Raw genomic sequence first — 19,462 nt, 5'->3', positions numbered from 1 at the left:
GGTGACCCCCGGCCGTGCTAGCTCCGTTGGCAGGCCAGGCGGTAGGCCGCCGCCCCGATGAGTTCCAGGGACACCTGGAGGCGTTCGGGGCTGACGTTGAGCTCGATGGTGTCCTCGGGCGTGTGGTAGAGCGGTTCGAGCTGGTGGGGGCCGCCCTCGCCGCGCCAGGAGAAGTTGGCGGCGGCGATCTTGCGCTCGTGGAAGGGCACGTGGTCGCTGCTGCCGCGGGCGACCGGGCCGTGCACCTGGGAGCCGTAGCCGAGGCGGGCGGCGGCCGCGGCGACCTCGCGGGTGGTGGCGTTGTCGCCGCCGTCCACGGACAGCAGCCAGTACGCGGTGGCCGGGCCGTGGCTGGTGGCGACCATGTCGTTCTGGAAGACGCCGGCGATGCGGGCGGCATCGGGGTCGGCCAGCTGGTTGACGTAGTAGCGCGACCCGAGCAGGCCCTGCTCCTCCGAGCCCCACAGGGCGAAGCGGAGCGCCTTGTGGGTGGGCAGGTGGCGCAGGACGCGGGCCAGTTCGAGGGCGAGCACGGTGCCGCTGCCGTCGTCGTTCGCGCCGGGCGAGCCGGGGACGCTGTCGTAGTGCGCGGTCACCATGACGACGTCGTCGCCGCCGAACGTGCCGGGGCGCTCGGCGAGGACGTTGTACGAGGTCAGGTTCGGGTGGTGGGTGGTGGCCACGGTGATCGTGGCGGGCTTGGCGGCGCGCAGGCGTTCGACGTGGACCTGGGCGATGCCGAGCACGGGGACGGCGACGTTCGCGGTGAGCGCCGGCGAGAAGGCGCTGGTCTTGCCGGCGGGCGGGGTGGAGACGCGGCCGATGAGGACGGCCTTCGCGCCCTTGGCGACGGCGTCGAGGACGGCGGTGGACCCGGCGGGGACGTTGACCAGGAGGACGACCTGGCCGGTGAGGTCGGCGGGCAGGGCGGCGCCGTTGTCGAGGTCGAGCAGCGGGCCGGTGGCGGAGGTGTTCAGGGCTCCGAAGCGGGACGCCGCGGCGTTCCAGGTGGAGCCGTCGGGCAGGGTCAGGGTGGACAGGTACTTGTCGGGCACGGAGAACGGCTGCAGCTCCACGTGGTAGCGGAGCTTGCGCAGGACGTCCGCGATGTAGTCGCGGGCGCGGTGCTCGGACTCGGTGCCGCCGATGCGCTGGCCGATGCCGTCGCTGAGCACCTTGAGGTGCTCCAGCGCGCGCCGGGCGCGCACGCGGGCCACGACGGGGAAGTCGCCCAGGTCCAGCTCCGGCGCCGCGGACGCGCCGGGCCGCTGGGCGTTGGCGGTGGGGTTGAGCCCCAGGGTGACGGCACCCGCCGCCGCCACGGCACCCGCCAGCACAGACCGTCTACGCATTTCAGGCCCCCTCGGTTCAAGTCGGTCACCTGAACCTAGGCAGGGCGGGGGTAGGCGGGAAGAGTGCCGATGGCCGACAGCGCGCCGCCATCGGCACCACGACGATCAGGGGGTTGCGCGGCCTCCGGCCCCCGGTTCCATGATCCCACGGGGGTACGACAATCCGGTTCGAAGCGCCCCGGGGCTCATTGTCCCAGCGAGGTACGACAACCCGACGCCGCCGACCGACCACAGGGTGAAGCACCAACCGACCCCGACCGCGCCGACCGACCCCGACCGCGCCGACCGGCCACAACCCGCCGGCCGCGCCGCTCAACCGCAGAGCCGCCCGCCGCGCCGACTCCCAGCCGGCCCCGACTCCCAGCCGGCCGGGAGTCGGCCGCACCCGCAGTCGCACCCGGCCGGCGCGAAGTACAGCCCGTCCGAACCCGGCGGGCGTCAGCCGGTCGCGGCCTTGTGCAGGTCGCGCAGGGCACGGACCGCCGCCACCGCGTGCTCCCGGTCCACCGCCTGCACCGCCATGATCGACACGTACTCGTCGTCCGGCAGCTCCAGCCGCGCCCACGACGCCCCGTCCGGGAACGACACGTGCAGCACCTCGGACCACTCGAACCGCCGCGCCGTCACGACGTTGCGGACCTCCACGCCGGACTCGTCGGCCCGCACGCGCGGCCGGGCCAGCAGGAGCACCCCGCACGCCAGCAGCACGCCCAGGATGATCATCGCCACCTGGTCGGAGGTCCGGAAGATGACGCCCGTGGGCGTGTCGCCCAGCAGCAGCCCCACGATGGTGAACACCACCACCAGGAACACCGCGCTGATGACGGCGACCGTGCGGATCCTGCGGGGGCGGAACTCGACGCTCGACATCGTGGTCACTGGCCCGCCCGCAGGTCGCGCAGCACCAGGGCCGTGTCCAGCGCGGCCACCACCGCCTCGAAACCCTTGTCCTCCACCGAGTCCTCGAACCCGGCGCGCGCCAGGGCCTGCTCCTCGGTGTCGCACGTCAGCACGCCGTTGCCGACCGGGGTGGAGGTGTCCAGCGCGATCCGGGTCAGGCCGGCCGTCACCGAGTCGCAGACGTACTCGAAGTGCGGCGTGCCGCCCCGGACGACCACGCCCAGCGCCACCACGGCGTCGTGCGTGCGGGCCAGTTCCTGCACCACCACGGGCAGCTCGATGGCGCCCGCGACCCGCGCCACGGTGGGGGACTCCACGCCCGCCTCCCCCGCCGCCGCCAGCGCCCGCGCCACCAGCTGCGAGGTGATCTTCTCGTGCCACTTCGTGGCCACCACCGCCAGCGTCAAGCCCGTCGCGTCCGGGACCGCCGCCGCCGGCCTGCCCTCGCCGCTCATTCGACACCCTCCGTCGTGCTCACGATCGCGCCACCCTGGCTCAACGCCTCGTACTGCTCCAGCTGGTGCAGCTCGTGCCCCATCCGGTCCCGCTTGGTCCGCAGGTAGTGCAGGTTCTCCGGGTTCGGCGAGATGGGCAGCGGCACGCGGTCGAGCACGCGCAGGCCGTAGCCCTCTAGGCCGACCCGCTTGGCCGGGTTGTTGGTCAGCAGGCGCATGGACTTGATGCCCAGCTCACACAGGATCTGCGCGCCGGTGCCGTAGTCGCGGGCGTCGGCGGGCACGCCCAGCGCCAGGTTCGCGTCCACGGTGTCCGCGCCCCGGTCCTGCAACTGGTAGGCCTGCAACTTGTGCATCAGGCCGATGCCGCGACCCTCGTGCCCGCGCATGTAGAGCACGACACCGCGGCCCTGCGCGGCCACCGCCTCCAGCGCCGCGTCCAGCTGCGGCCCGCAGTCGCAGCGCAGCGAGCCGAACACGTCACCGGTCAGGCACTCGGAGTGCACGCGGACCAGCACGTCCTCGCCGTCGCCGATCTCGCCGAACACCATCGCGACGTGCTCGATGCCGTCCAGCTTGGAGTCGTAGCCCACGGCGGTGAACACGCCGTGCGCGGTGGGCAGGCGCGCCTCGGCGACCCGCACCACCTGGGTCTCCACGCGCCGCCGGTAGGCGATGAGCTCGGCGATGGTGATCAGGGCGAGGTCGTGGTCGGCGGCGAAGACCTCCAGCTCGTCGCGCCGCGCCATGTCGCCTTCGTCCTTCTGCGACACGATCTCGCACAGCACCCCGGCCGGGGCCAGGCCCGCCAGCCGGGACAGGTCCACGGCGGCCTCGGTGTGGCCGGGGCGGCGCAGGACGCCGCCGTCGCGGGCGCGCAGCGGCACCACGTGGCCGGGCCGGTTGAAGTCCTTGGCCTCCGAGGACGGGTCGGCCAGCAGCCGGATCGTGCGGGCCCGGTCGGCGGCGGAGATGCCGGTGGACACGCCCTCGCGGGCGTCCACGGTGACCGTGTACGCGGTGCCGCGCTGGTCCTGGTTGGTGTGGTACATCGGCGGCAGGTCGAGCCGGGCGCAGTCGGCCTCGGTCAGCGCCACGCACACGTACCCGGAGGTGTAGCGGACCATGAAGGCGAGCAGCTCCGGCGTCGCCTTCTCGGCGGCGAAGATCAGGTCGCCCTCGTTCTCGCGGTCCTCGTCGTCCACGACGATGACCGGCCGGCCGTCGGCGATGTCCCTGACGGCCCGCTCGATGTCGGAGAAGTCCTTCACCGCGTCCCCTCCGCTCCGGTGTCGCGCAGATGCGGCGTCGCGAGCCGCTCGACGTACTTGGCCAGCACGTCGACCTCCAGGTTGACCAGGTCGCCGGGCGTGCGCCGGCCGAGCGTGGTCAGCTCCAGGGTGGTCGGGATGAGGCTGACGCTGAACTCGGTCTCGCTCACCGACACGACGGTCAGCGACACGCCGTCCACGGTGATCGAGCCCTTCTCCACGACGTACCGGGCGAGGCCGGGCGGCAGTCCGATGTGGACGACCTCCCAGTGCTCGGCCTTCTCCCGCGCCAGGACGGTGCCCGTCCCGTCGACGTGGCCCTGCACGATGTGCCCGCCGATGCGCTGGCCGAGGGCGGCGGCGCGCTCCAGGTTGACCCGGTCGCCCTCGGCGACCTTGGCCAGGCTGCTGCGCCGCAGCGTCTCGCGCATGACGTCGGCGGTGAACGCGCCGTCGACGACGTCGACCACGGTGAGGCACACGCCGTTCACCGCGATCGAATCGCCGTGCTTGGCGTCGCTGGTCACCACCGGACCCTTGATGGTGACGCGCGCCGCGTCGGGCAGGTCCGCGACGGCGACGACCTCACCCAGTTCCTCGACGATCCCGGTGAACACCGTGTCCTCCTCTAGTGCGCCGGCGACGGAACTGCGGAGATCCGCACGTCCGGCCCGCACATACTGACCTGCTCCACGACCAATCCCACAGCGTCGGTGACGGTGGACACCCCCGCGTCCCGCAGGGCGGCCGGCCCGTCGCCGAGCAGCTTGGGCGCGACGTAGGCGAGCACCCGGTCGATCCGGCCCGCCCGCGCGAACGCACCCGCCAGCGTAGGGCCGCCCTCCAGGAGGACGTCCACCACGTTCCGCTTCGCCAGCTCACCCAGTACCACGTCCGGGTCATGGGTGCGCAAGTGCAGGGTCTCGGCCTGTTCGTCGAGGACGCGCGCGTGCGGCGGCAGGTCGCTGGTGCCCACGACCACCCGCAACGGCTGCCGGGTCACGCCTGTTCCCCGGGCGGTAAGCCGCGGGTCGTCGGCGCGCACGGTGCCGGTGCCGACCATGATCGCGTCGATGGTCGTGCGCAGGGCGTGCACCTCGGCGCGGGACTGCTCGGAGGAGATCCACCGGCTGGTGCCGTCGGCGGCGGCGGTGCGGCCGTCGAGGGTGGCGGCGTACTTCCACGTGACGTGCGGGCGGCCGGTGCGGGCGTAGTGCAGCCACGCGCGCAGCGGCTCGACGTGGGTGGGCAGGTGCTCGACGGCCACGCCTGCGGCGCGCAGGACCTCCGCTCCCCCGGCGGCCTTCGGGTTCGGGTCGGCGTTGGCGTAGACGACCCTGGCGACACCGGCTTCGAGCAGCGCGTCCGTGCACGGCGGGGTGCGGCCGTGGTGGGCGCACGGTTCGAGGGTGACCACGGCGGTGCCGCCGCGTGCCCGGTGCCCCGCCTCGGCCAGCGCGACGACCTCGGCGTGCGGACCGCCCGGCGGCTGCGTCGCGCCGACGCCCGCGAGCCGCCCGGAGGCGTCCAGCACGACCGCGCCGACCGGCGGGTTGGGGCTGGTGGTGCCGTGGACCCGGGCGCTGGCCGCGACGGCCAGCGCCATCGCCTCGGCCGGGGACGGGGTGGTCACCGCGAGCGGGCCGCCAGCGCCCGCAGCTTCGCCATGGCCGCGCCGGGGTCGCTCGCGTCGTAGATGGCCGAGCCCGCGACGAAGCAGTCGACGCCGGCTTCGGCGGCCTGGGCGATGGTGTCCTCGTTGATGCCGCCGTCGATCTCCACGATCAGGTTCAGGTGCCCGGAGTCGACCAACCGGCGCGCGGTGCGCACCTTGTCCAGCACCTCGGCCATGAAAGACTGCCCGCCGAAACCGGGCTCGACCGACATCACCAACAGCGTGTCGTAATGCTTGAGGACGTCGGTGCAGGACTCGATCGGCGTGCCCGGCTTGATGGACAGCCCGGCTTTCGCGCCGGCCGCGCGCAGGTTCTTGGCGAGCTGGACCGGGTCGGCGGCGGCTTCGAGGTGCACGGTGACGTTGTAGGCGCCGGCTTCGGCGTAACCGATGGCCCAGCGGTCGGGGTCCTCGATCATCAGGTGGCAGTCCAGCGGGATGTCCGTCGCCTTGAGCAGCGCCTTCACCACGGGCAGGCCGAGCGTCAGGTTGGGCACGAAGTGCGCGTCCATGACGTCGACGTGCAGCCAGTCCGCGCCGTGGACGGCCGCGGCCTCCTCGGCGAGGCGGGCGAAGTCGGCGGACAGGATGCTCGGGGCGATCATCGGCTGGTGGACCACGGGGCCTGAGTCTAGGTTCTGCGCAATGTCCGGACCTACCGGGGAGTCGCATTTCACTCCGGCCCGCGGGCTTTCCGCCCCCCGATCCGGAAATCACCGACTACTCACCCGGGTAGTTCCCTCGCCACCGTCCGCGGGATTACGTTCGTGGGCGGGGAGCGCGACTGGGGAGCACTGGGGATGAAAGCCGAATTCAGCCACAAGATCGCACTGGTGACGGGCGCCTGCACGCCGTTGGGCACGGAGGTCGTGGAGTCGCTGGCCCGGCAGGGGGTCCTGGTGGCGGCGGTCGACGGCGACGGGCCGCGGCTGGCGGAGTTGGTGGAGCGGTTGCAGCGGGCGGGGGTGCGCATCGCGGGCCGGCAGATCGACGTGCGGTCGAGCGCGGCCGTGGACGCGCTGGTGGACCAGGTGGAACGCGAGTTCGGCCCGATCGACGCGGTGGTGTCGGTGGCGGCGGCCCTGCGTCCGGGCCCGGCGCTGTCGATCAGCGACGAGGACTGGGCGCACAGCTTCGGCGTGAACGCGGACGGCGTCTTCCACGTGTCGAGGGCGGTGGCGACCAGGATGGTGGCCAGGCGCCGCGGCACGATCGTGGTGGTGGCCGCCCACACGGCCACCGTGCCCAGGACGAGCGTGGCCGCCTACGCCGCCTCGCGGGCCGCGGCGATCGCGTACACGGAGTGCCTGGCCGCCGAGGTCGCTGCGCGCGGTGTCCACTGCGCGGTCGTGGCCCCGGACGACGCGCGGCGCGTGGTGGACGAGGTGGGCTTCCTGCTGGCCGACACCGTCCGGCACCCGGCCCAGTCGGCCTGACGCGGACGCCGGGCACTACAGCTCGGCGTGCTCCTGCTCGCCCGCGAGCCGCGCCAGCTCCACCCGCGACGAGATCCCGAGCTTCCGGAAGATCCCGCGCAGGTGGTAGTTCACCGTGTGCGGCGACAGGAAGAGCTGCCGCGCCACCTGCCGGTTGGTCAGCCCCGCCCCCACCAGCCGCGCGATGTCCCGCTCCGGCGACGACAGCCGCCCCCACTCGTCGCCGCCCTCGTCCTCCGGCGTGGCCACGCCCGCCCGCCGCCGCACCCGCGCCGCGTCACCGGAAGCACCCATGCGCTCGAAGATCCGCACCGCCGCCTCGGCGTGCTCCCGCGCCCGCTGCTCCTGCCCGGACTCCGCCGCCAGCACCGCCAGGTCCTCGTACGCCGACGCCTGCGCCCACGGGTGCCGGTGCTTCCCGGCCGCCGCCAGCAGCAACCGCTCGTCCCCGTCCCGCAACGCCCGCGCGTGGTCCGCCCCGACCGACACCGCCGCGCACCCCGGGTTGCCGGCCGCCAACTCCTCCGCCGCCCCCACGACGACCCCGGCCAGCCGGCCGTCCCCGACCACCAGCGCCAACCGCACCAGCCACGCGCTCGCGCCGGGCTCCTCGATCAGCATCCGCCGCGCGCCGTCCAGGTCCGCCAACCGCTCCCGCGCCAGCTCCGCCGCCCGCTGCGGACCGCCCTGCGCCTCCGCGACCAGCAGCTCCACCCAGTCGTACTGCCCGGAGTGCAGCACCGCCTCCCCACCGGCGAGACCACCCCGGTACCGGCGCACGTGCTCGGCCGCCCCCGCCACGTCACCCCGGTGCAACGCCACCACCGCCAGCACCGCCGACGCCAGCGGCACCAGCAGCCGCAGCCCCCGGTCGTGCGCCAACGACAACCCCGAGTGCGCCGCGACCTGCGCCTGCACCAGCTTGCCCGCCTGGGCCAGCACCCGCGCGCGGGCGATCACGCGGGCGGCGGGCGCGCCGGCGGTGACGGCCTCGTCGGTGTCCGGACCGTCGCCGTGCACCAGCTTCTCGGCGGCGGCGAACTCGCCCAGCGACGACAGCTTCATCGCGAACGCCACCGACGCGTGCGACTGCCACCACGCGGTCGGCCGGTCCAGTTCCCAGCGGGTCGACTCGCGGCCCCAGTACATGCCCTCGGTGAGGTTGCCGGCGTTCCACTCCAGGCACGAGTGCACGCACGCGGCCATCACGACGTCCGCGTCGCTGGCCTCCCGGTCCCGTGCGGTCAGCACGGACAGCGCGTGCGGGCCCGCCCGTTTGCCGGTGGCGAAGTACAGCGACAGCAGGCGGCCGGCGGCGGCGAGGCGGCGCAGCGGTTCGGGCGCGGTGGTCACCGACAGCGCGTGCTCCATCTCGGCGACGGCGTCGGCGGGGCGGCCGTCGGCGAGCAGGATGCCCGCCAGGGTGGTGTGCAGCTCGGCGGCGGGACCGGCGTGCAGGCGCCGGGCGAGGGTCTCGCGGGCCAGGGCGATGGCCGCGCCGAGCCGGCCGCCGGCGGCGAGCTGCCGGACGTCGTGCACCGCCGCCGCGCCGCGCTGCTCGGCGGGGGTCGCGGGCGGCAGTTCGCGCAGGTCGGCGCGCAGCAGGTCGGCGTCGTGGCGCAGGGCGTGCAGCACGGACGGCGGGATCGCCTGCACGACCGCCCGCAGGCCCAGTTCGGAGGCGAACTCCAGCCGGACGCCCGCGGACACGACCAGTCCCGAGGCCAGCACCTCGTCCACGGCGGGCAGCAGCGCGCCGGCGGGGCGGCCGATCATCGTGGCGACGTCCTGAAGCAGGAACGACCGGCCCAGCACGGCGGCGACGCGCAGCAGTTGCGCGGCCCCGGTGGACAGGGCGTCGGCCTGACCGCACACCAGCGTGGCGACGCGGTGCGGGAGGCCGGTGCCGGTGAGGCGGGCGACGCCGTCGCGGACGTCGAGCCGGTTCTCCTCGCGCAGGCCGGTGATCAGCTCGACGACCAGCCGCGGGTTGCCGCCCGCGGAGGACACCAGGGTGTGCAGCGCCGGTTCGGGTTCCGCGCCGAGGACGTCCTTGAGCAGTTGGGCGACGACGTCGTCCCCGACCGGGCCGAGGGTGAGGACCTCCCCGTAGGCGGGCAGGACGCGGCGCAGGTCCGGGCCCGCGTGGGCGCCGGTGAGGGCGAGCAGCGTGGTGGTGCCGCGGGCGCGCAGGTCGGGGAGCGCGGCCAGGACGGCGGCGGCGTCCTCGTGGGCGTGGTCGATGGCGACCAGGGGGTTCGTGCCGGGCCGGAGGTCGTCCAGTTCGCCGGGGTGGACGAGGACGGCGGTGTAGCCGCGGGCGCGGGCGGCGTCGACCGCGTCGCGCAGGAGGAGGGACTTGCCGGTGCACGGCGGGCCGTCGATTGCCAACAGGCCACCGGGTGCGGACAGGAACCGGAGAACCGAAGCCCATTCACGATCCCGGCCGTGCGATTTCGACACGGGCCAGCCTGCTACGCGTCTCGGTTGGCTGTCAATTCACGAGTTATTGTCCGGTGCGACGAATGGCGCAACGGCGGACAGTTCTTTCAGCACTTCCCCAGGACCGCCCGAGACGACGCTCACACCCGCGTCCCGCAGGACCGACAGGTGGCGGGAATAGGCGGGATGATGGGATTGGTCTGGGCCAACTTGGGCGAGAACCACCATGGGCGTGCCGCGGCCGAGGGCTTCGCAGAGAACGGTGAGGGCTTGGTTGTCGCTGATGCCGAGTGCGAGTTTCGCGATGGAGTTCAGGGTGGCGGGGGCGAACACGAAGGCGTCGGGGACGGGGTGCGGTTTGGGTTCCGCGGGCAGCCGGGAGGTCCACCGGACCGGCAGATCGGTCAATGCGCCGAGTTCGGCGAACTGCGCCTCCAGCCACCGCGCTGCGGTAGGGGTGAGCGTGACGGCCAACCGCCACCCCTGGCGCGCGAGCGGTTCGGCCAACCCGGGCCGCAACCAACCCTCCACACCACCGGCCGCCGACGCGACAAGCCCCAACACCGGCCGCCCACTCACCGATACCCCCTGATCAACAAGTCAATCGAAGGATCGCTCAACAATCCCACAACCCCCGCTCTCACTCACCACCCAATCCGCCGCACACGACCCAACACACAAGACACGCCGATCGTCGGATCGTTCAACAATCCGACGATCCGACACGTGAACGATCAGGCCGGGCGACGCAACATGGAGCAGAACATCGCGTCCGTCCCGTGCATGTGCGGCCACAACTGGACATGCGGCCCACTGCCCAAATCCGGCACCCCGGGGAAGTACTCGCGCGTGTCCAACCGCTCAGCCCCAGTCCGCCGAGCCACGTCCGCCACCACCCCCACCGACTCCGACAGGTGCGGCGAACACACCACGTACGCCACAACCCCACCCGGCCGCACCAACCCCAACGCCGCCGTCAACAACTCCCGCTGCAACCGCGCCAACGGCGCCACATCGGAAGGCTGCCGCCGCCACCGAGCCTCCGGCCGCCGCCGCAACGCCCCCAACCCGGTGCAAGGCGCATCCACCAACACCCGGTCGAACCCGCCCTCGGGCAACCCGGAATCGCGCCCATCACCCACGTGCACGGTGATCGGCAACTCCCCCGCCGCCTTGCGGATCAACTCCGCCCGGTGCGGCGCCTTCTCCACCGCGTCCAGCGAAGCCCCCGACAACGAAGCCAGCGCCCCCAGCAGCACCGCCTTGCCACCCGGCCCGGCACACAGGTCGAGCCACCGCTCGTCCGACCCCTCCAGCGGCACCCGGGTCAACGCCAGCGCGCACAGCTGACTGCCCTCGTCCTGCACCGAAGCCAACCGCTCGCGCACCGGGTCCAGGTCACCGGGATCACCCGCTCCGGCCTCCAAGTGCACCCCATAGGGTGAATACGGCGCGACGTCCCCACCCGTCATCGCCGCCAACTCGTCAGCGCTGCACTCCCCCGGCCTCGCGGCCAGGTGCACCAGCGGCCGTGCGTCGTCCGCCGCCAGGGCCTCCCGCAGCGGCTCACCCCGACTACCCAGGGCTTCCGCGAACGCTTGCGCGATCCACCGGGGGTGCGCATGGGCCATGGCCAGGTAACCGACCGGGTCGGTGTCCTCGTCCGGCGCGACCTCCTCGACCCAGCCCGCCTCGTCCTGCTCGGTCACCCGCCGCAGCACCGCGTTGGCGAACCCGGCCGCCCCCGACCCCAGCTCGGCCCGCACCAGGTCCACAGTGGACGCGACGGCCGCGTGCGCCGGGATCCGCGTGCGCAACAACTGATAAGCCCCCAACCGCAGGGCGTCCAGCACCGAACCGTCCACTTCGGACAACGGCCGGTCCGAGCACGCGGTCAGCACCGCGTCCAGCAACCCCAGTGCCCGCGAGGTCCCGTAAGCCAGTTCCGTGGCCAGGGCCGCGTCACGACCGGTGATCCGCCGCTCACGCAACAGCCCCGGCAGCACCAGGTTCGCGTAGGCGTCACGCTGCCGCACGGCGCGCAACGTGTCCAACGCCGCCTGCCGCGCCGGGTCCTCCACCGGCGGGCGGGACGGGCCGGTGCGGCGGCGCGGCGGGTGCGGGCCACGCGGTCGGGAAGGTCGGGACGAGCGCTGTGTCATGAGATCCGTTCCCCCGCCTCGATGCGGACGCCGCGCGCCCAGTCCGTGGCGGGCATCCGCTTCTTGCCCTGCGCCTGCACCTCGGTCAGCTCCACGGGCGTGGTGCCCGTGCCAACCAGCACGCGCTTGCGCTCCACCTTCAGCTCACCCGGCGCCAGGCCGTCCTCCTCGACCGGCACGACCGGTCCCAGCTTGAGCCGTTCGCCGCGGAACTCCGCCCACGCGCCCGGGTCCGGCGTCACCGCGCGGGCCACCCGGTCCAGGGCCGCCGCGGGCGCGGCGAAGTCCAGCCGGCCGTCGTCCACGGTGACCTTGGGGGCGTAGCTGACGCCCTCCTCGGACTGCTCGACCGGGCGCAGCGTGCCGTCCTCGATGCCGTCCACAGTGGACACCAGCAGCCGGGCCCCGGACTCCGCGAGCCGCGCCAGCAGGTCGCCCGCCGTGTCGCGCTCGCGCACCCGTTCGGTCACCACCCCGTACACCGGACCGGCGTCCAGCGCCTTGACGATCCGGAACGTCGTCGCCCCGGTGATGTCGTCACCGTGCCGCACCGCCGCCTGCACCGGGGCCGCGCCGCGCCACGCGGGCAGCACCGAGAAGTGCAGGTTCACCCAACCGTGGACGGGGATCGCCAGCGCCGACTCGGGCAGCAACGCGCCGTAGGCGACGACCGGGCACAGGTCCGGTTCCAACGCGCGCAGCCGCGCCTGGAAGTCCGGGTCCGACGCCTTCGCCGGCGTCAGCACCTCGATGCCGTGCTCCTCGGCCAGCGCCGCGACCGGCGAGCGCTCGACGCGCCGACCGCGGCCGGCGGGCGCGTCCGGGCGGGTGACCACGGCCACCACCTCGTGCCGCGACTCCAGCAACGCCTTCAACGACGGCAGCGCCGGCTCGGGCGTGCCCGCGAACACCAGCCGCATCACGCACCACCCCCGAACAGCGGGTGCGGCGACTGCTTGAGCGTCGGCACCCCGCCGTCGAACCAGGACTGCTGCCGGATCTCGCGCATGGCCTGCTTGCGGGTCTGCTCGTCGAGCCGGTCGAGGAACAGCACGCCGTCGAGGTGGTCGGTCTCGTGCTGGACGCACCGCGCGAGCAGGTCCGAGCCCTCGACCTCGACCGGCTCGCCGTGCATGTTCCAGCCGCGCGCGACCACGTGCAGGTGCCGGCGGCAGTCCCAGGACATGCCCGGGATGGACAGGCAGCCCTCGGGGCCCTCCTGGAACTCCTCGCCGACGACGTCGAACGTCGGGTTCACCAGGTGCCCGGCGAAGCCGTCGCAGTGGTAGGTGAACACGCGCAGGCCCACGCCGAGCTGCGGCGCCGCCAGCCCCGCGCCCCCGGCGTCGCTCATGGTGTCCCACAGGTCCTTGACCAGTTTGCGCAGCTCCGCGTCGAAGTCGGTGACCTCGACGGCGGGGGTCCGCAGCACCGGGTCGCCGAACAGCCGGATGGGTTGGACGGTCACGCACTCTCCTCGCAACGGGGCAGACGGCCAGTCTAGGAGAGCGCGCGAGGGGTCAGTGCTCCATGCCCCGGCCGAGGAGGATCACACCCACCAGCGCGGCGAGGAAGTGACCCAGGAAACGCGTGGCGGTCAGCACGCCGTGCGGGACCGCGGGGGTCTTGGTCTGCGTGGTGGTCATGGTGATGGTGGTCATGTCGGCCTCCCCTGGTCTCGTCGGTACCACCAAGGTGCCGCGCGGGTCCGTAAGCGCGCGTCCGCTCGGAGTAGCCCGTGCGGCTCATCATCTGGGATGAGCCGACTGCAACAACGGTGACCGGTGCGGCTACTTAGGTGCATGAGGGGTGCCACGACGCAGGGGGCGGCGCGCTTGGCCGAGACCGACGGCGAGCTGTGGCGACGCGGTGACCGGGCCGCGTTCGCCTAGTTGTTCGACCGCCACGCCGAGGCGGTGTGGAACCACGCGCACCGGCTGACCGCGTCGTGGTCGCTGGCCGAGGACCTGACGTCGGCGACGTTGGTCGAGTCGAAGGACCGGATGTTCGCCGGGGTCGTCGCGCTGCCGTCGCTGGAGCCGCAGGTGTTGAAGGGTGTGCGGCTCACGGCGTACGCGGCGGACCGGACCGTGCTGCGGAGCGAACCCCTGCACTGACGGGGGCGGCCCCGGTGTGGGGCCGCCCCCTTGTCGACTAGCGGGGCCAGACGACGCGTGCCGCGCCGCCACCCCGGCGGGTCGGTTCGGCGGCGGCCCGCCACCGGCCGTCGGGCAGGCGTTCGACGGCGGTCACCGCGCCGATCTCGCCGGTCGAGGCGAACCGGTGGCCCAGGGCGGTCAGGGCCTCGTCGTCCTGGGTGGCCAGGAACGCGGCCTCGGCCTGGGTGTTGGTGGCGTTGCGCTGGGACGCGCGGGGCGCCTCGATGGCCTGGCGCAGCGTGAGGCCGCGATCCAGGCGCTGGGTCAGGACCTGCAGGACGGTGGTGATGATGCTCGCGCCGCCGGGTGAGCCGAGGGCCATGACCGGCTTGCCGTGGTCGAGGACGATCGTCGGCGACATCGACGAGCGCGGGCGCTTGTTCGGGCCGGGCAGGTTCGGGTCCGGGACGCCCGGCGTGACCGGGGTGAAGGAGAAGTCGGTCAACTCGTTGTTGAGCAGGAACCCGCGGCCGGGCACGACGATGCCGCTGCCGCCCTCCTGCTCGATGGTGAGGGTGTAGGCGGCGACGTTGCCCCAGCGGTCGGCGACGGTCAGGTGCGTGGTGTCGGTGCCCTCGTACGGGGTGGGCGCCTCGGTGCCGTCCGTGCCGCACGGCTCGGGGTCGCGCGGGTTCCCGGGCGCGACCGCGCCGGGCATGGCGGTGGTCGCGGAGATCAGGCACGCGCGGCTGTCGGCGTAGGCCTGGGACAGCAGTTCCCCGGTCGGGACGTCGGAGAAGCTCGGGTCACCCACCCAGCGGTTGCGGTCGGCGAAGGACAGCCGGCTGGCCTCCAGGAACCGGTGCAGGTACTGGGTGCGGGACTCGTCGGCGAGCTTGGTGGTCTCCAGGATGTTCAGCGCCTCGCCGACCGTCGTGCCACCGGAGGACGGCGGGGCCATGCCGAAGACGTCCAGGCCGCGGTAGGTGGTGTGGCTGGGTTCGCGTTGCGGGGCGTTGTAGTTGCCCAGGTCGGTCATGGTCATCGCGCCGGGGCGGACGGTCCGGGTGGACGTGGGCTTGACCGGCGGTTGGTTGACGGCCTTGACGACGTCCCGCCCGACGCCGCCCTTGTAGAAGGCGGAGACGCCGTCCTTGCGCAGCGCGCGGTAGGTGTCGGCGAGGTCGGGGTTGCGGAAGGTGCTGCCGACCGCCGGGACCGGCAGGAACAGGGCCTCGCTGGAGGTGAAGTCGCCGAGCCGGGCGGCGTTCTCGGTGACCTGGCGGTGGAAGGTGGCGTCGACGGTGAAGCCGCGGCGGGCGAGGTCCTCGGCGGGCTTGAGCGCCTTGTCGAGCGAGATCGTGCCCCACCGCTGGAGGGCGCGCTGCCACGTGCGGGGCGTGCCGGGGACGCCGACGGACAGGCCGCTGGTGACCGCCTCGGCGAACGGGATCGCCTTGCCGTTCTCGACGAAGAGGTTCTCGGTGGCGGCGGCGGGCGCGGTCTCCCGTCCGTCGATCGTGGACACCTTGCGCGTCCGGGCGTCGTAGAAGACGAGGAACCCGCCGCCGCCGATGCCCGCGGAGAACGGGTCGGTGACGCCGAGGGCGGCGGCGGTGGCGACGGCGGCGTCCACGGCGTTGCCACCGCGGCGCAGCACGTCGATGCCGATCTGCGAGGCGTCGGGGTCGACGCTGGCCACGACCCCGCCCGCGCCGACGGCTTCGGGTTCGCGGGGCGCTTCGGTGGCGTTGGCGGTGGAGGTCGGGACGACGAGGGCGGCCACCACGACGAGGGCGGCGAGGGTGCTGGTCGACCGGAGCATCGTTCCCTTGTACTCCTAACCGCTCCCCCGGAGAACCCCCGCTCGACGCGCCCTTCGGCCCGCACTGTCACCGGAACGCCGAATTGTCGTACCCCGGTGGGAGAATGGAATCGGGGGCCGGCGGCCGCTGCCCAGGCTCGCGGAACCGGGCGCGGCGGTCGCTGCCCAGGCTCGCGGAACCGCGGCGCGGCGGCCGCTGCCCAGGCTCGCGGAACCGCGGCCCGCCGCTCACTCGCCCTTGCGGCGCGCGTAGGCCCGAGCCGCCCGCGCGCGGTCCCCGCAGCGGGTCGAGCACCAGTGCCGTCGGGCGTGCGTGCGCAGCAGGTACCGGTTGCACGGCGGCGATCCGCACGCCGCCAACCGCTCCGCGTCCTCCCCGGTCAACAGGTCCGCCGCGTTCGCCGCCAGCACCGCCAGGGCGTGGTCCACGATCCGGGTCACCGGGTGCGTCGCCTCGCGATGCAGCCCGCGCACCGGGTCCCAGCGCAACAGCGCCGCGGTGGGCGTCCGCGTCAGGGCGTCGTTCACGGCGACCAGCGCACCGGCCGGCGCCGGCATCCCGTCGACCCGCGCCGCCAGCAACGCCCGGATCTGCTCCCGCAACGCCCGCAACTGCGCCGCGCACATCTCCCGCAGCCCGGCGTCCTCGGGCGCGAGGTCGTGCGCCGCCAACCACCGCGACGCGCTCCCCGGCTCCCCCAACAGGTCCAGGTACTGCCCACCGGGCAGCGCCAACGCGCTGTTCGCGAAGTCGAGCGCCGGGTACTGCTCCGCGCCCGCGGCCGGGACCACCTCCATGGCCCTCATGGTAACGCTTGCGTTTTCCCGTGAGGCGCGGCTAGGTTCCTCACGGCAAACACCGCGTTTATCCATGACAAGGGGGAACCCGTGACCACCGTGAGCACCTTCGGCGGTCCTACCGCGTTGATCGAGGTCGGCGGCCTGCGCCTGCTCACCGACCCGACCTTCGACGCGCCCGGCGACTACTCCGTGGGCGGCACGCGCGTCCTGACCAAGACCGCCCCGACCGCCACCACCCCGGCGGAACTGGGCCGGGTCGACGCCGTCCTGCTCTCCCACGACGAGCACCCCGACAACCTCGACCGCGCCGGTCGCGCGTACCTCGCCGACGTGCCGCTGACCCTGACCACCCGCGGCGGCGCCCAGCGGCTCGGCGGGACGGCGCGCGGGCTCGCGCCCTGGGAGCACGTCGAACTGCCCCGACCCGACGGCGGCGCCCTGACCGTCACGGCGACACCCGCCCAGCACGGCCCCGACGGGTGCAAGCCGATCACCGGCGAGGTCATCGGGTTCGTGCTGACCGCGGCCGACCTGCCGACGGTGTACGTCAGCGGGGACAACGCCTCGCTGGACGTCGTCGAGCGGATCGCCGAGCGGTTCGGGCCGGTGGACACCGCCGTGCTGTTCGCCGGCGCCGCGCGGACGGTGCTCTTCGACGGGGCGTTGCTCACACTGGACAGCGCGCAGGCCGCGACGGCGGCGCGGATCCTGGGGGCGCGCCGGGTGGTTCCGGTGCACTTCGACAGCTGGGGGCACTTCACCGAGGGGCGGGACGCGCTGGTCAGCGCCTTCTCAGCAGCCGATCTGGACCACGTGCTCGACCCGACGTTCACCCGAAAGTGATCTTGCACTATTCGAACACATGTTCGAAACTAGGTCCATGACGTCATACAACCCGGCCCACCGTCCCGACGACCACGAGGAGGCACTCTGGTAGACCTCAGCGCATGGCAGGCAAGGCGAGCGCTCGTCGCGGGGAACGCGTACCCGCGTCGACGCTGCCCGTCGCCCGGATCTGTGTGGACGTTCCGCTGCCTCATCTGGACCGTCCGTTCGACTACCAGGTCTCGACCGAACAGGACGCGGACGCGGTGCCCGGTTGCCGGGTGCGGGTGCGGTTCGCGGGCCAGTTGGTCGACGGTTACCTCCTCGAACGCGTGGAGGAGTCGGACTACGGCCGCAAGCTGACGTTCCTGGACCGGGTCATCTCACCGGAGCCGGTGCTGTCCCCGGAGGTGGCGGCCCTGGCGCGGGCGGTGGCGGACCGGTACGCGGGCACGTTGACCGACGTGCTGCGGATGGCGGTGCCACCCCGGCACGCCCGCACCGAGGCCAAGCCGTCCCCGGAGCCGGCGCCGGCTCCGGCGGCGCCCTCGGCCGAGGGCTGGTCGCGGTACCCGTTCGGGCCGAACCTGCTGGACGCCCTGCGGGCCGGCCGGACGGCGCGGGCGGTGTGGCAGGCGCTGCCCGCCGAGGACTGGCCCGCACGCCTGGCCGAGGCGGCCACGACCGTGGTCAGCACGGGTCGGGGTGCGCTGGTGGTAGTGCCGGACCACCGCGACCTCGCCCGGCTGCACGCGGCGTGCGCGGCGCTGGCCGGGCCCGACGCGGTGGTCACGCTGTCGGCCGACCTGGGGCCCGCCGAGCGGTACCGGCGGTGGCTGGCCGTGCGGCGCGGGTCGGTGCGGCTGGTGCTGGGCACGCGGGGAGCGGCCCTCGCGCCGGTGCACGACCTCGGGCTGGCCGTGGTGTGGGACGACGGCGACGACCTGCACACCGAGCCGCGCATGCCGTACCCGAACGTGCGGGACGTGCTGGTCCAGCGGGCGCACCTGAGCGGGGCTTCGCTGCTGGTCGGCGGGTTCGCGCGGACCGCCGAGGCGCAGTTGCTGGTGGACAGCGGCTGGGCGCACGAGGTGGTCGCGGCGCGCGAGACCCTGCGCGCGGTCGCGCCGCGCGTGGCGGCGGTGGGCGACAGCGCGTGGCAGGACGTGAAGGATCCCGCCGCGCGCAGTGCGCGGCTGCCCTCGATCGCGTTCGACGCGGCGCGGGCGGCGTTCGCGGAGAACGCGCCGGTGCTGATCCAGGTGCCGCGCCGGGGGTACGTGCCGGCGCTGGCGTGCGGGCAGTGCAGGGTGGCGGCGCGGTGCCGCCGGTGCGCGGGCCCGCTGGCGTTGCCGGGCGGCACGGACGACGGCGTGCCGAAGCCCGCGTACTGCCGGTGGTGCGGGGCGACGGAGGCGGCGTTCCGGTGCCCGGCGTGCGGGTCGCGGCGGTTGCGCGGCCAGGTGATCGGCGCGCGCCGGACGGCCGAGGAGCTGGGGCGGGCGTTCAGCGGCATCCCCGTGCGCACGTCCGGCGGTGACGAGGTGCTGGCGGCGGTGCCGGGCGGCCGTGCGCTGGTCGTGGCCACGCCGGGCGCGGAACCCACGGCGGAGGGCGGCTACGGCGCGGTCCTGCTGCTCGACGGCTGGGCCCTGCTCGGCCGCGCCGACCTGCGGGCGACGGAAGAGACCCTCCGCCGGTGGATGACGGCGGCGGCCCTGGCGCGCCCGGCGGGCAAGGTCGTGGTGGTCGCCGACTCCAGCCTGCCGCCGGTCCAGGCCCTGGTCCGCTGGGACCCGGTGTGGCACGCGAGCCAGGAGTTGGCCGCCCGGACCGAGCTGGGCTTCCCGCCGGCAGTCCGCATGGCGACGCTGGACGGGCCGCCGGACGCCCTGGCCACGGCGCTGGAAGACCTGCCCCTGCCGCCGACCGGCGAAATCCTGGGCCCGGTCCCGCTGTCCGACGACGACCAGCGCGAACGCGCCCTGGTCCGCGTGTCCCGGGCCCACGGAAAGGCCCTGTCCGAACACCTGGCCGCCCTCCAGGCCACCCGCAGCGCCCGCAAGGACCCGACCCCGATCAGGATCAAACTCGACCCGCTCGAAGTCCTCTGACACCCGCCGCCGCTCACCGGGCCGCTCAGCTCACAAGCCGGGCCGCCCACGCCGCCCAAAGTGCGCCTTGCCCGCCGCCGCACCTTCACCACCGCCGCCCGGCCG

At 73.9% G+C, this 19,462-nt stretch carries 19 protein-coding genes; 4 read left to right on the top strand and 15 right to left on the bottom strand.

What is annotated here, in order from left to right; all coding sequences use genetic code 11:
* Positions 1 to 17: 17 nt before the first annotated feature.
* The 7 genes from ABD126_RS18850 to rpe all read right to left on the bottom strand — a co-directional run bounded on the left by ABD126_RS18850 (position 18) and on the right by rpe (position 6,258).
* A complete protein-coding gene (locus tag ABD126_RS18850; protein ID WP_343935173.1) occupies positions 18 to 1,352 on the bottom strand; it encodes a M28 family peptidase in 1,335 nt (444 codons plus the stop codon).
* A gap of 438 nt (positions 1,353 to 1,790) precedes the next feature.
* Complete coding sequence (locus tag ABD126_RS18845; RefSeq protein ID WP_343935172.1) at positions 1,791 to 2,222, bottom strand: PH domain-containing protein; 432 nt, start codon at positions 2,220 to 2,222, stop codon at positions 1,791 to 1,793.
* A 5-nt stretch (positions 2,223 to 2,227) separates the two neighbouring features.
* A complete protein-coding gene (gene ribH / locus ABD126_RS18840; RefSeq protein WP_343935171.1) occupies positions 2,228 to 2,707 on the bottom strand; it encodes a 6,7-dimethyl-8-ribityllumazine synthase in 480 nt (159 codons plus the stop codon).
* A complete protein-coding gene (locus ABD126_RS18835) occupies positions 2,704 to 3,978 on the bottom strand; it encodes a bifunctional 3,4-dihydroxy-2-butanone-4-phosphate synthase/GTP cyclohydrolase II (protein ID WP_343935170.1) in 1,275 nt (424 codons plus the stop codon). Before ABD126_RS18835 ends, ribH begins: the two co-directional genes overlap by 4 nt.
* Positions 3,975 to 4,595, bottom strand: coding sequence for a riboflavin synthase (locus ABD126_RS18830; protein ID WP_343935169.1), 621 nt, complete (start codon positions 4,593 to 4,595; stop codon positions 3,975 to 3,977). The genes ABD126_RS18835 and ABD126_RS18830 overlap by 4 nt, the downstream gene beginning before the upstream one ends.
* Positions 4,596 to 4,606: 11 nt before the next feature.
* Entirely contained in the window at positions 4,607 to 5,584 is a 978-nt protein-coding gene (gene ribD / locus ABD126_RS18825; protein WP_343935245.1) for a bifunctional diaminohydroxyphosphoribosylaminopyrimidine deaminase/5-amino-6-(5-phosphoribosylamino)uracil reductase RibD, read from the bottom strand.
* A 23-nt stretch (positions 5,585 to 5,607) separates the two neighbouring features.
* On the bottom strand, positions 5,608 to 6,258 hold the full coding sequence (gene rpe, locus ABD126_RS18820; RefSeq protein WP_343935244.1) for a ribulose-phosphate 3-epimerase: 651 nt from the start codon (positions 6,256 to 6,258) through the stop codon (positions 5,608 to 5,610).
* Between the two features lie 195 nt (positions 6,259 to 6,453).
* Between rpe and ABD126_RS18815 the strand changes: the two genes are divergently transcribed.
* Complete coding sequence (locus tag ABD126_RS18815; RefSeq protein WP_343935168.1) at positions 6,454 to 7,089, top strand: SDR family NAD(P)-dependent oxidoreductase; 636 nt, start codon at positions 6,454 to 6,456, stop codon at positions 7,087 to 7,089.
* 15 nt (positions 7,090 to 7,104) lie between these two features.
* Here the strand turns inward: ABD126_RS18815 and ABD126_RS18810 are convergent, their stop codons facing one another.
* The 6 genes from ABD126_RS18810 to ABD126_RS18785 form a co-directional block, all read right to left on the bottom strand.
* Positions 7,105 to 9,480, bottom strand: coding sequence for a helix-turn-helix transcriptional regulator (locus ABD126_RS18810; protein ID WP_343935167.1), 2,376 nt, complete (start codon positions 9,478 to 9,480; stop codon positions 7,105 to 7,107).
* A gap of 108 nt (positions 9,481 to 9,588) precedes the next feature.
* Positions 9,589 to 10,062, bottom strand: coding sequence for a flavoprotein (locus ABD126_RS18805; RefSeq protein ID WP_343935242.1), 474 nt, complete (start codon positions 10,060 to 10,062; stop codon positions 9,589 to 9,591).
* A 203-nt stretch (positions 10,063 to 10,265) separates the two neighbouring features.
* The gene (locus tag ABD126_RS18800) at positions 10,266 to 11,693 is read right to left on the bottom strand and encodes an RsmB/NOP family class I SAM-dependent RNA methyltransferase (protein WP_343935166.1); all 1,428 of its coding nucleotides are present in this window, start codon (positions 11,691 to 11,693) and stop codon (positions 10,266 to 10,268) included.
* Positions 11,690 to 12,613 carry a methionyl-tRNA formyltransferase gene (gene fmt / locus ABD126_RS18795; RefSeq protein ID WP_343935165.1) on the bottom strand — a complete coding sequence of 308 codons (924 nt, stop codon included), beginning with the start codon at positions 12,611 to 12,613 and terminating at the stop codon, positions 11,690 to 11,692. Before fmt ends, ABD126_RS18800 begins: the two co-directional genes overlap by 4 nt.
* Positions 12,613 to 13,161 carry a peptide deformylase gene (gene def, locus ABD126_RS18790; protein ID WP_343935164.1) on the bottom strand — a complete coding sequence of 183 codons (549 nt, stop codon included), beginning with the start codon at positions 13,159 to 13,161 and terminating at the stop codon, positions 12,613 to 12,615. Before def ends, fmt begins: the two co-directional genes overlap by 1 nt.
* Positions 13,162 to 13,213: 52 nt before the next feature.
* Positions 13,214 to 13,354, bottom strand: coding sequence for a hypothetical protein (locus ABD126_RS18785; protein WP_343935163.1), 141 nt, complete (start codon positions 13,352 to 13,354; stop codon positions 13,214 to 13,216).
* Between the two features lie 231 nt (positions 13,355 to 13,585).
* On the opposite strand from ABD126_RS18785, the gene ABD126_RS38815 reads away from it, so the two are divergent.
* Positions 13,586 to 13,810 (top strand): hypothetical protein, encoded by a 225-nt coding sequence (locus ABD126_RS38815; RefSeq protein ID WP_425542846.1) that lies wholly within the window; start codon positions 13,586 to 13,588, stop codon positions 13,808 to 13,810.
* 37 nt (positions 13,811 to 13,847) lie between these two features.
* Here the strand turns inward: ABD126_RS38815 and ggt are convergent, their stop codons facing one another.
* Together ggt and ABD126_RS18770 are read right to left on the bottom strand one after the other, a co-directional pair.
* Positions 13,848 to 15,617: a gamma-glutamyltransferase gene (gene ggt, locus ABD126_RS18775; protein ID WP_343935162.1), complete on the bottom strand. Its 1,770-nt coding sequence runs from the start codon at positions 15,615 to 15,617 to the stop codon at positions 13,848 to 13,850.
* Positions 15,618 to 15,845: 228 nt separating this feature from the next.
* Positions 15,846 to 16,415 carry a CGNR zinc finger domain-containing protein gene (locus ABD126_RS18770; protein WP_343935161.1) on the bottom strand — a complete coding sequence of 190 codons (570 nt, stop codon included), beginning with the start codon at positions 16,413 to 16,415 and terminating at the stop codon, positions 15,846 to 15,848.
* A gap of 90 nt (positions 16,416 to 16,505) precedes the next feature.
* On the opposite strand from ABD126_RS18770, the gene ABD126_RS18765 reads away from it, so the two are divergent.
* Together ABD126_RS18765 and ABD126_RS18760 are read left to right on the top strand one after the other, a co-directional pair.
* Entirely contained in the window at positions 16,506 to 17,261 is a 756-nt protein-coding gene (locus ABD126_RS18765; RefSeq protein WP_343935160.1) for an MBL fold metallo-hydrolase, read from the top strand.
* A gap of 104 nt (positions 17,262 to 17,365) precedes the next feature.
* Positions 17,366 to 19,357, top strand: a complete 1,992-nt coding sequence (locus ABD126_RS18760; protein ID WP_343935159.1) for a primosomal protein N' — start codon at positions 17,366 to 17,368, stop codon at positions 19,355 to 19,357.
* Positions 19,358 to 19,462 lie beyond the last annotated feature (105 nt).

The sequence above is a fragment of the Saccharothrix mutabilis subsp. mutabilis genome (assembly GCF_039521145.1).
In the GTDB taxonomy this organism is placed as follows: Bacteria; Actinomycetota; Actinomycetes; order Mycobacteriales; family Pseudonocardiaceae; genus Actinosynnema; species Actinosynnema mutabilis.
This window is presented reverse-complemented; position numbering and strand designations above follow the sequence as displayed.

What these genes read in the sequence shown, in the direction of transcription:
- ABD126_RS18850 (WP_343935173.1), bottom strand. Translation starts at nt 1,352, where the DNA reads ATGCGTAGACGGTCTGTGCTGGCGGGTGCCGTGGCGGCGGCGGGTGCC.
- ABD126_RS18845 (WP_343935172.1), bottom strand. Translation starts at nt 2,222, where the DNA reads ATGTCGAGCGTCGAGTTCCGCCCCCGCAGGATCCGCACGGTCGCCGTC.
- ribH (WP_343935171.1), bottom strand. Translation starts at nt 2,707, where the DNA reads ATGAGCGGCGAGGGCAGGCCGGCGGCGGCGGTCCCGGACGCGACGGGC.
- ribD (WP_343935245.1), bottom strand. Translation starts at nt 5,584, where the DNA reads ATGGCGCTGGCCGTCGCGGCCAGCGCCCGGGTCCACGGCACCACCAGC.
- rpe (WP_343935244.1), bottom strand. Translation starts at nt 6,258, where the DNA reads ATGATCGCCCCGAGCATCCTGTCCGCCGACTTCGCCCGCCTCGCCGAG.
- ABD126_RS18815 (WP_343935168.1), top strand. Translation starts at nt 6,454, where the DNA reads ATGAAAGCCGAATTCAGCCACAAGATCGCACTGGTGACGGGCGCCTGC.
- ABD126_RS18800 (WP_343935166.1), bottom strand. Translation starts at nt 11,693, where the DNA reads ATGACACAGCGCTCGTCCCGACCTTCCCGACCGCGTGGCCCGCACCCG.
- fmt (WP_343935165.1), bottom strand. Translation starts at nt 12,613, where the DNA reads ATGCGGCTGGTGTTCGCGGGCACGCCCGAGCCGGCGCTGCCGTCGTTG.
- ABD126_RS18785 (WP_343935163.1), bottom strand. Translation starts at nt 13,354, where the DNA reads ATGACCACCATCACCATGACCACCACGCAGACCAAGACCCCCGCGGTC.
- ggt (WP_343935162.1), bottom strand. Translation starts at nt 15,617, where the DNA reads ATGCTCCGGTCGACCAGCACCCTCGCCGCCCTCGTCGTGGTGGCCGCC.
- ABD126_RS18770 (WP_343935161.1), bottom strand. Translation starts at nt 16,415, where the DNA reads ATGGAGGTGGTCCCGGCCGCGGGCGCGGAGCAGTACCCGGCGCTCGAC.
- ABD126_RS18760 (WP_343935159.1), top strand. Translation starts at nt 17,366, where the DNA reads ATGGCAGGCAAGGCGAGCGCTCGTCGCGGGGAACGCGTACCCGCGTCG.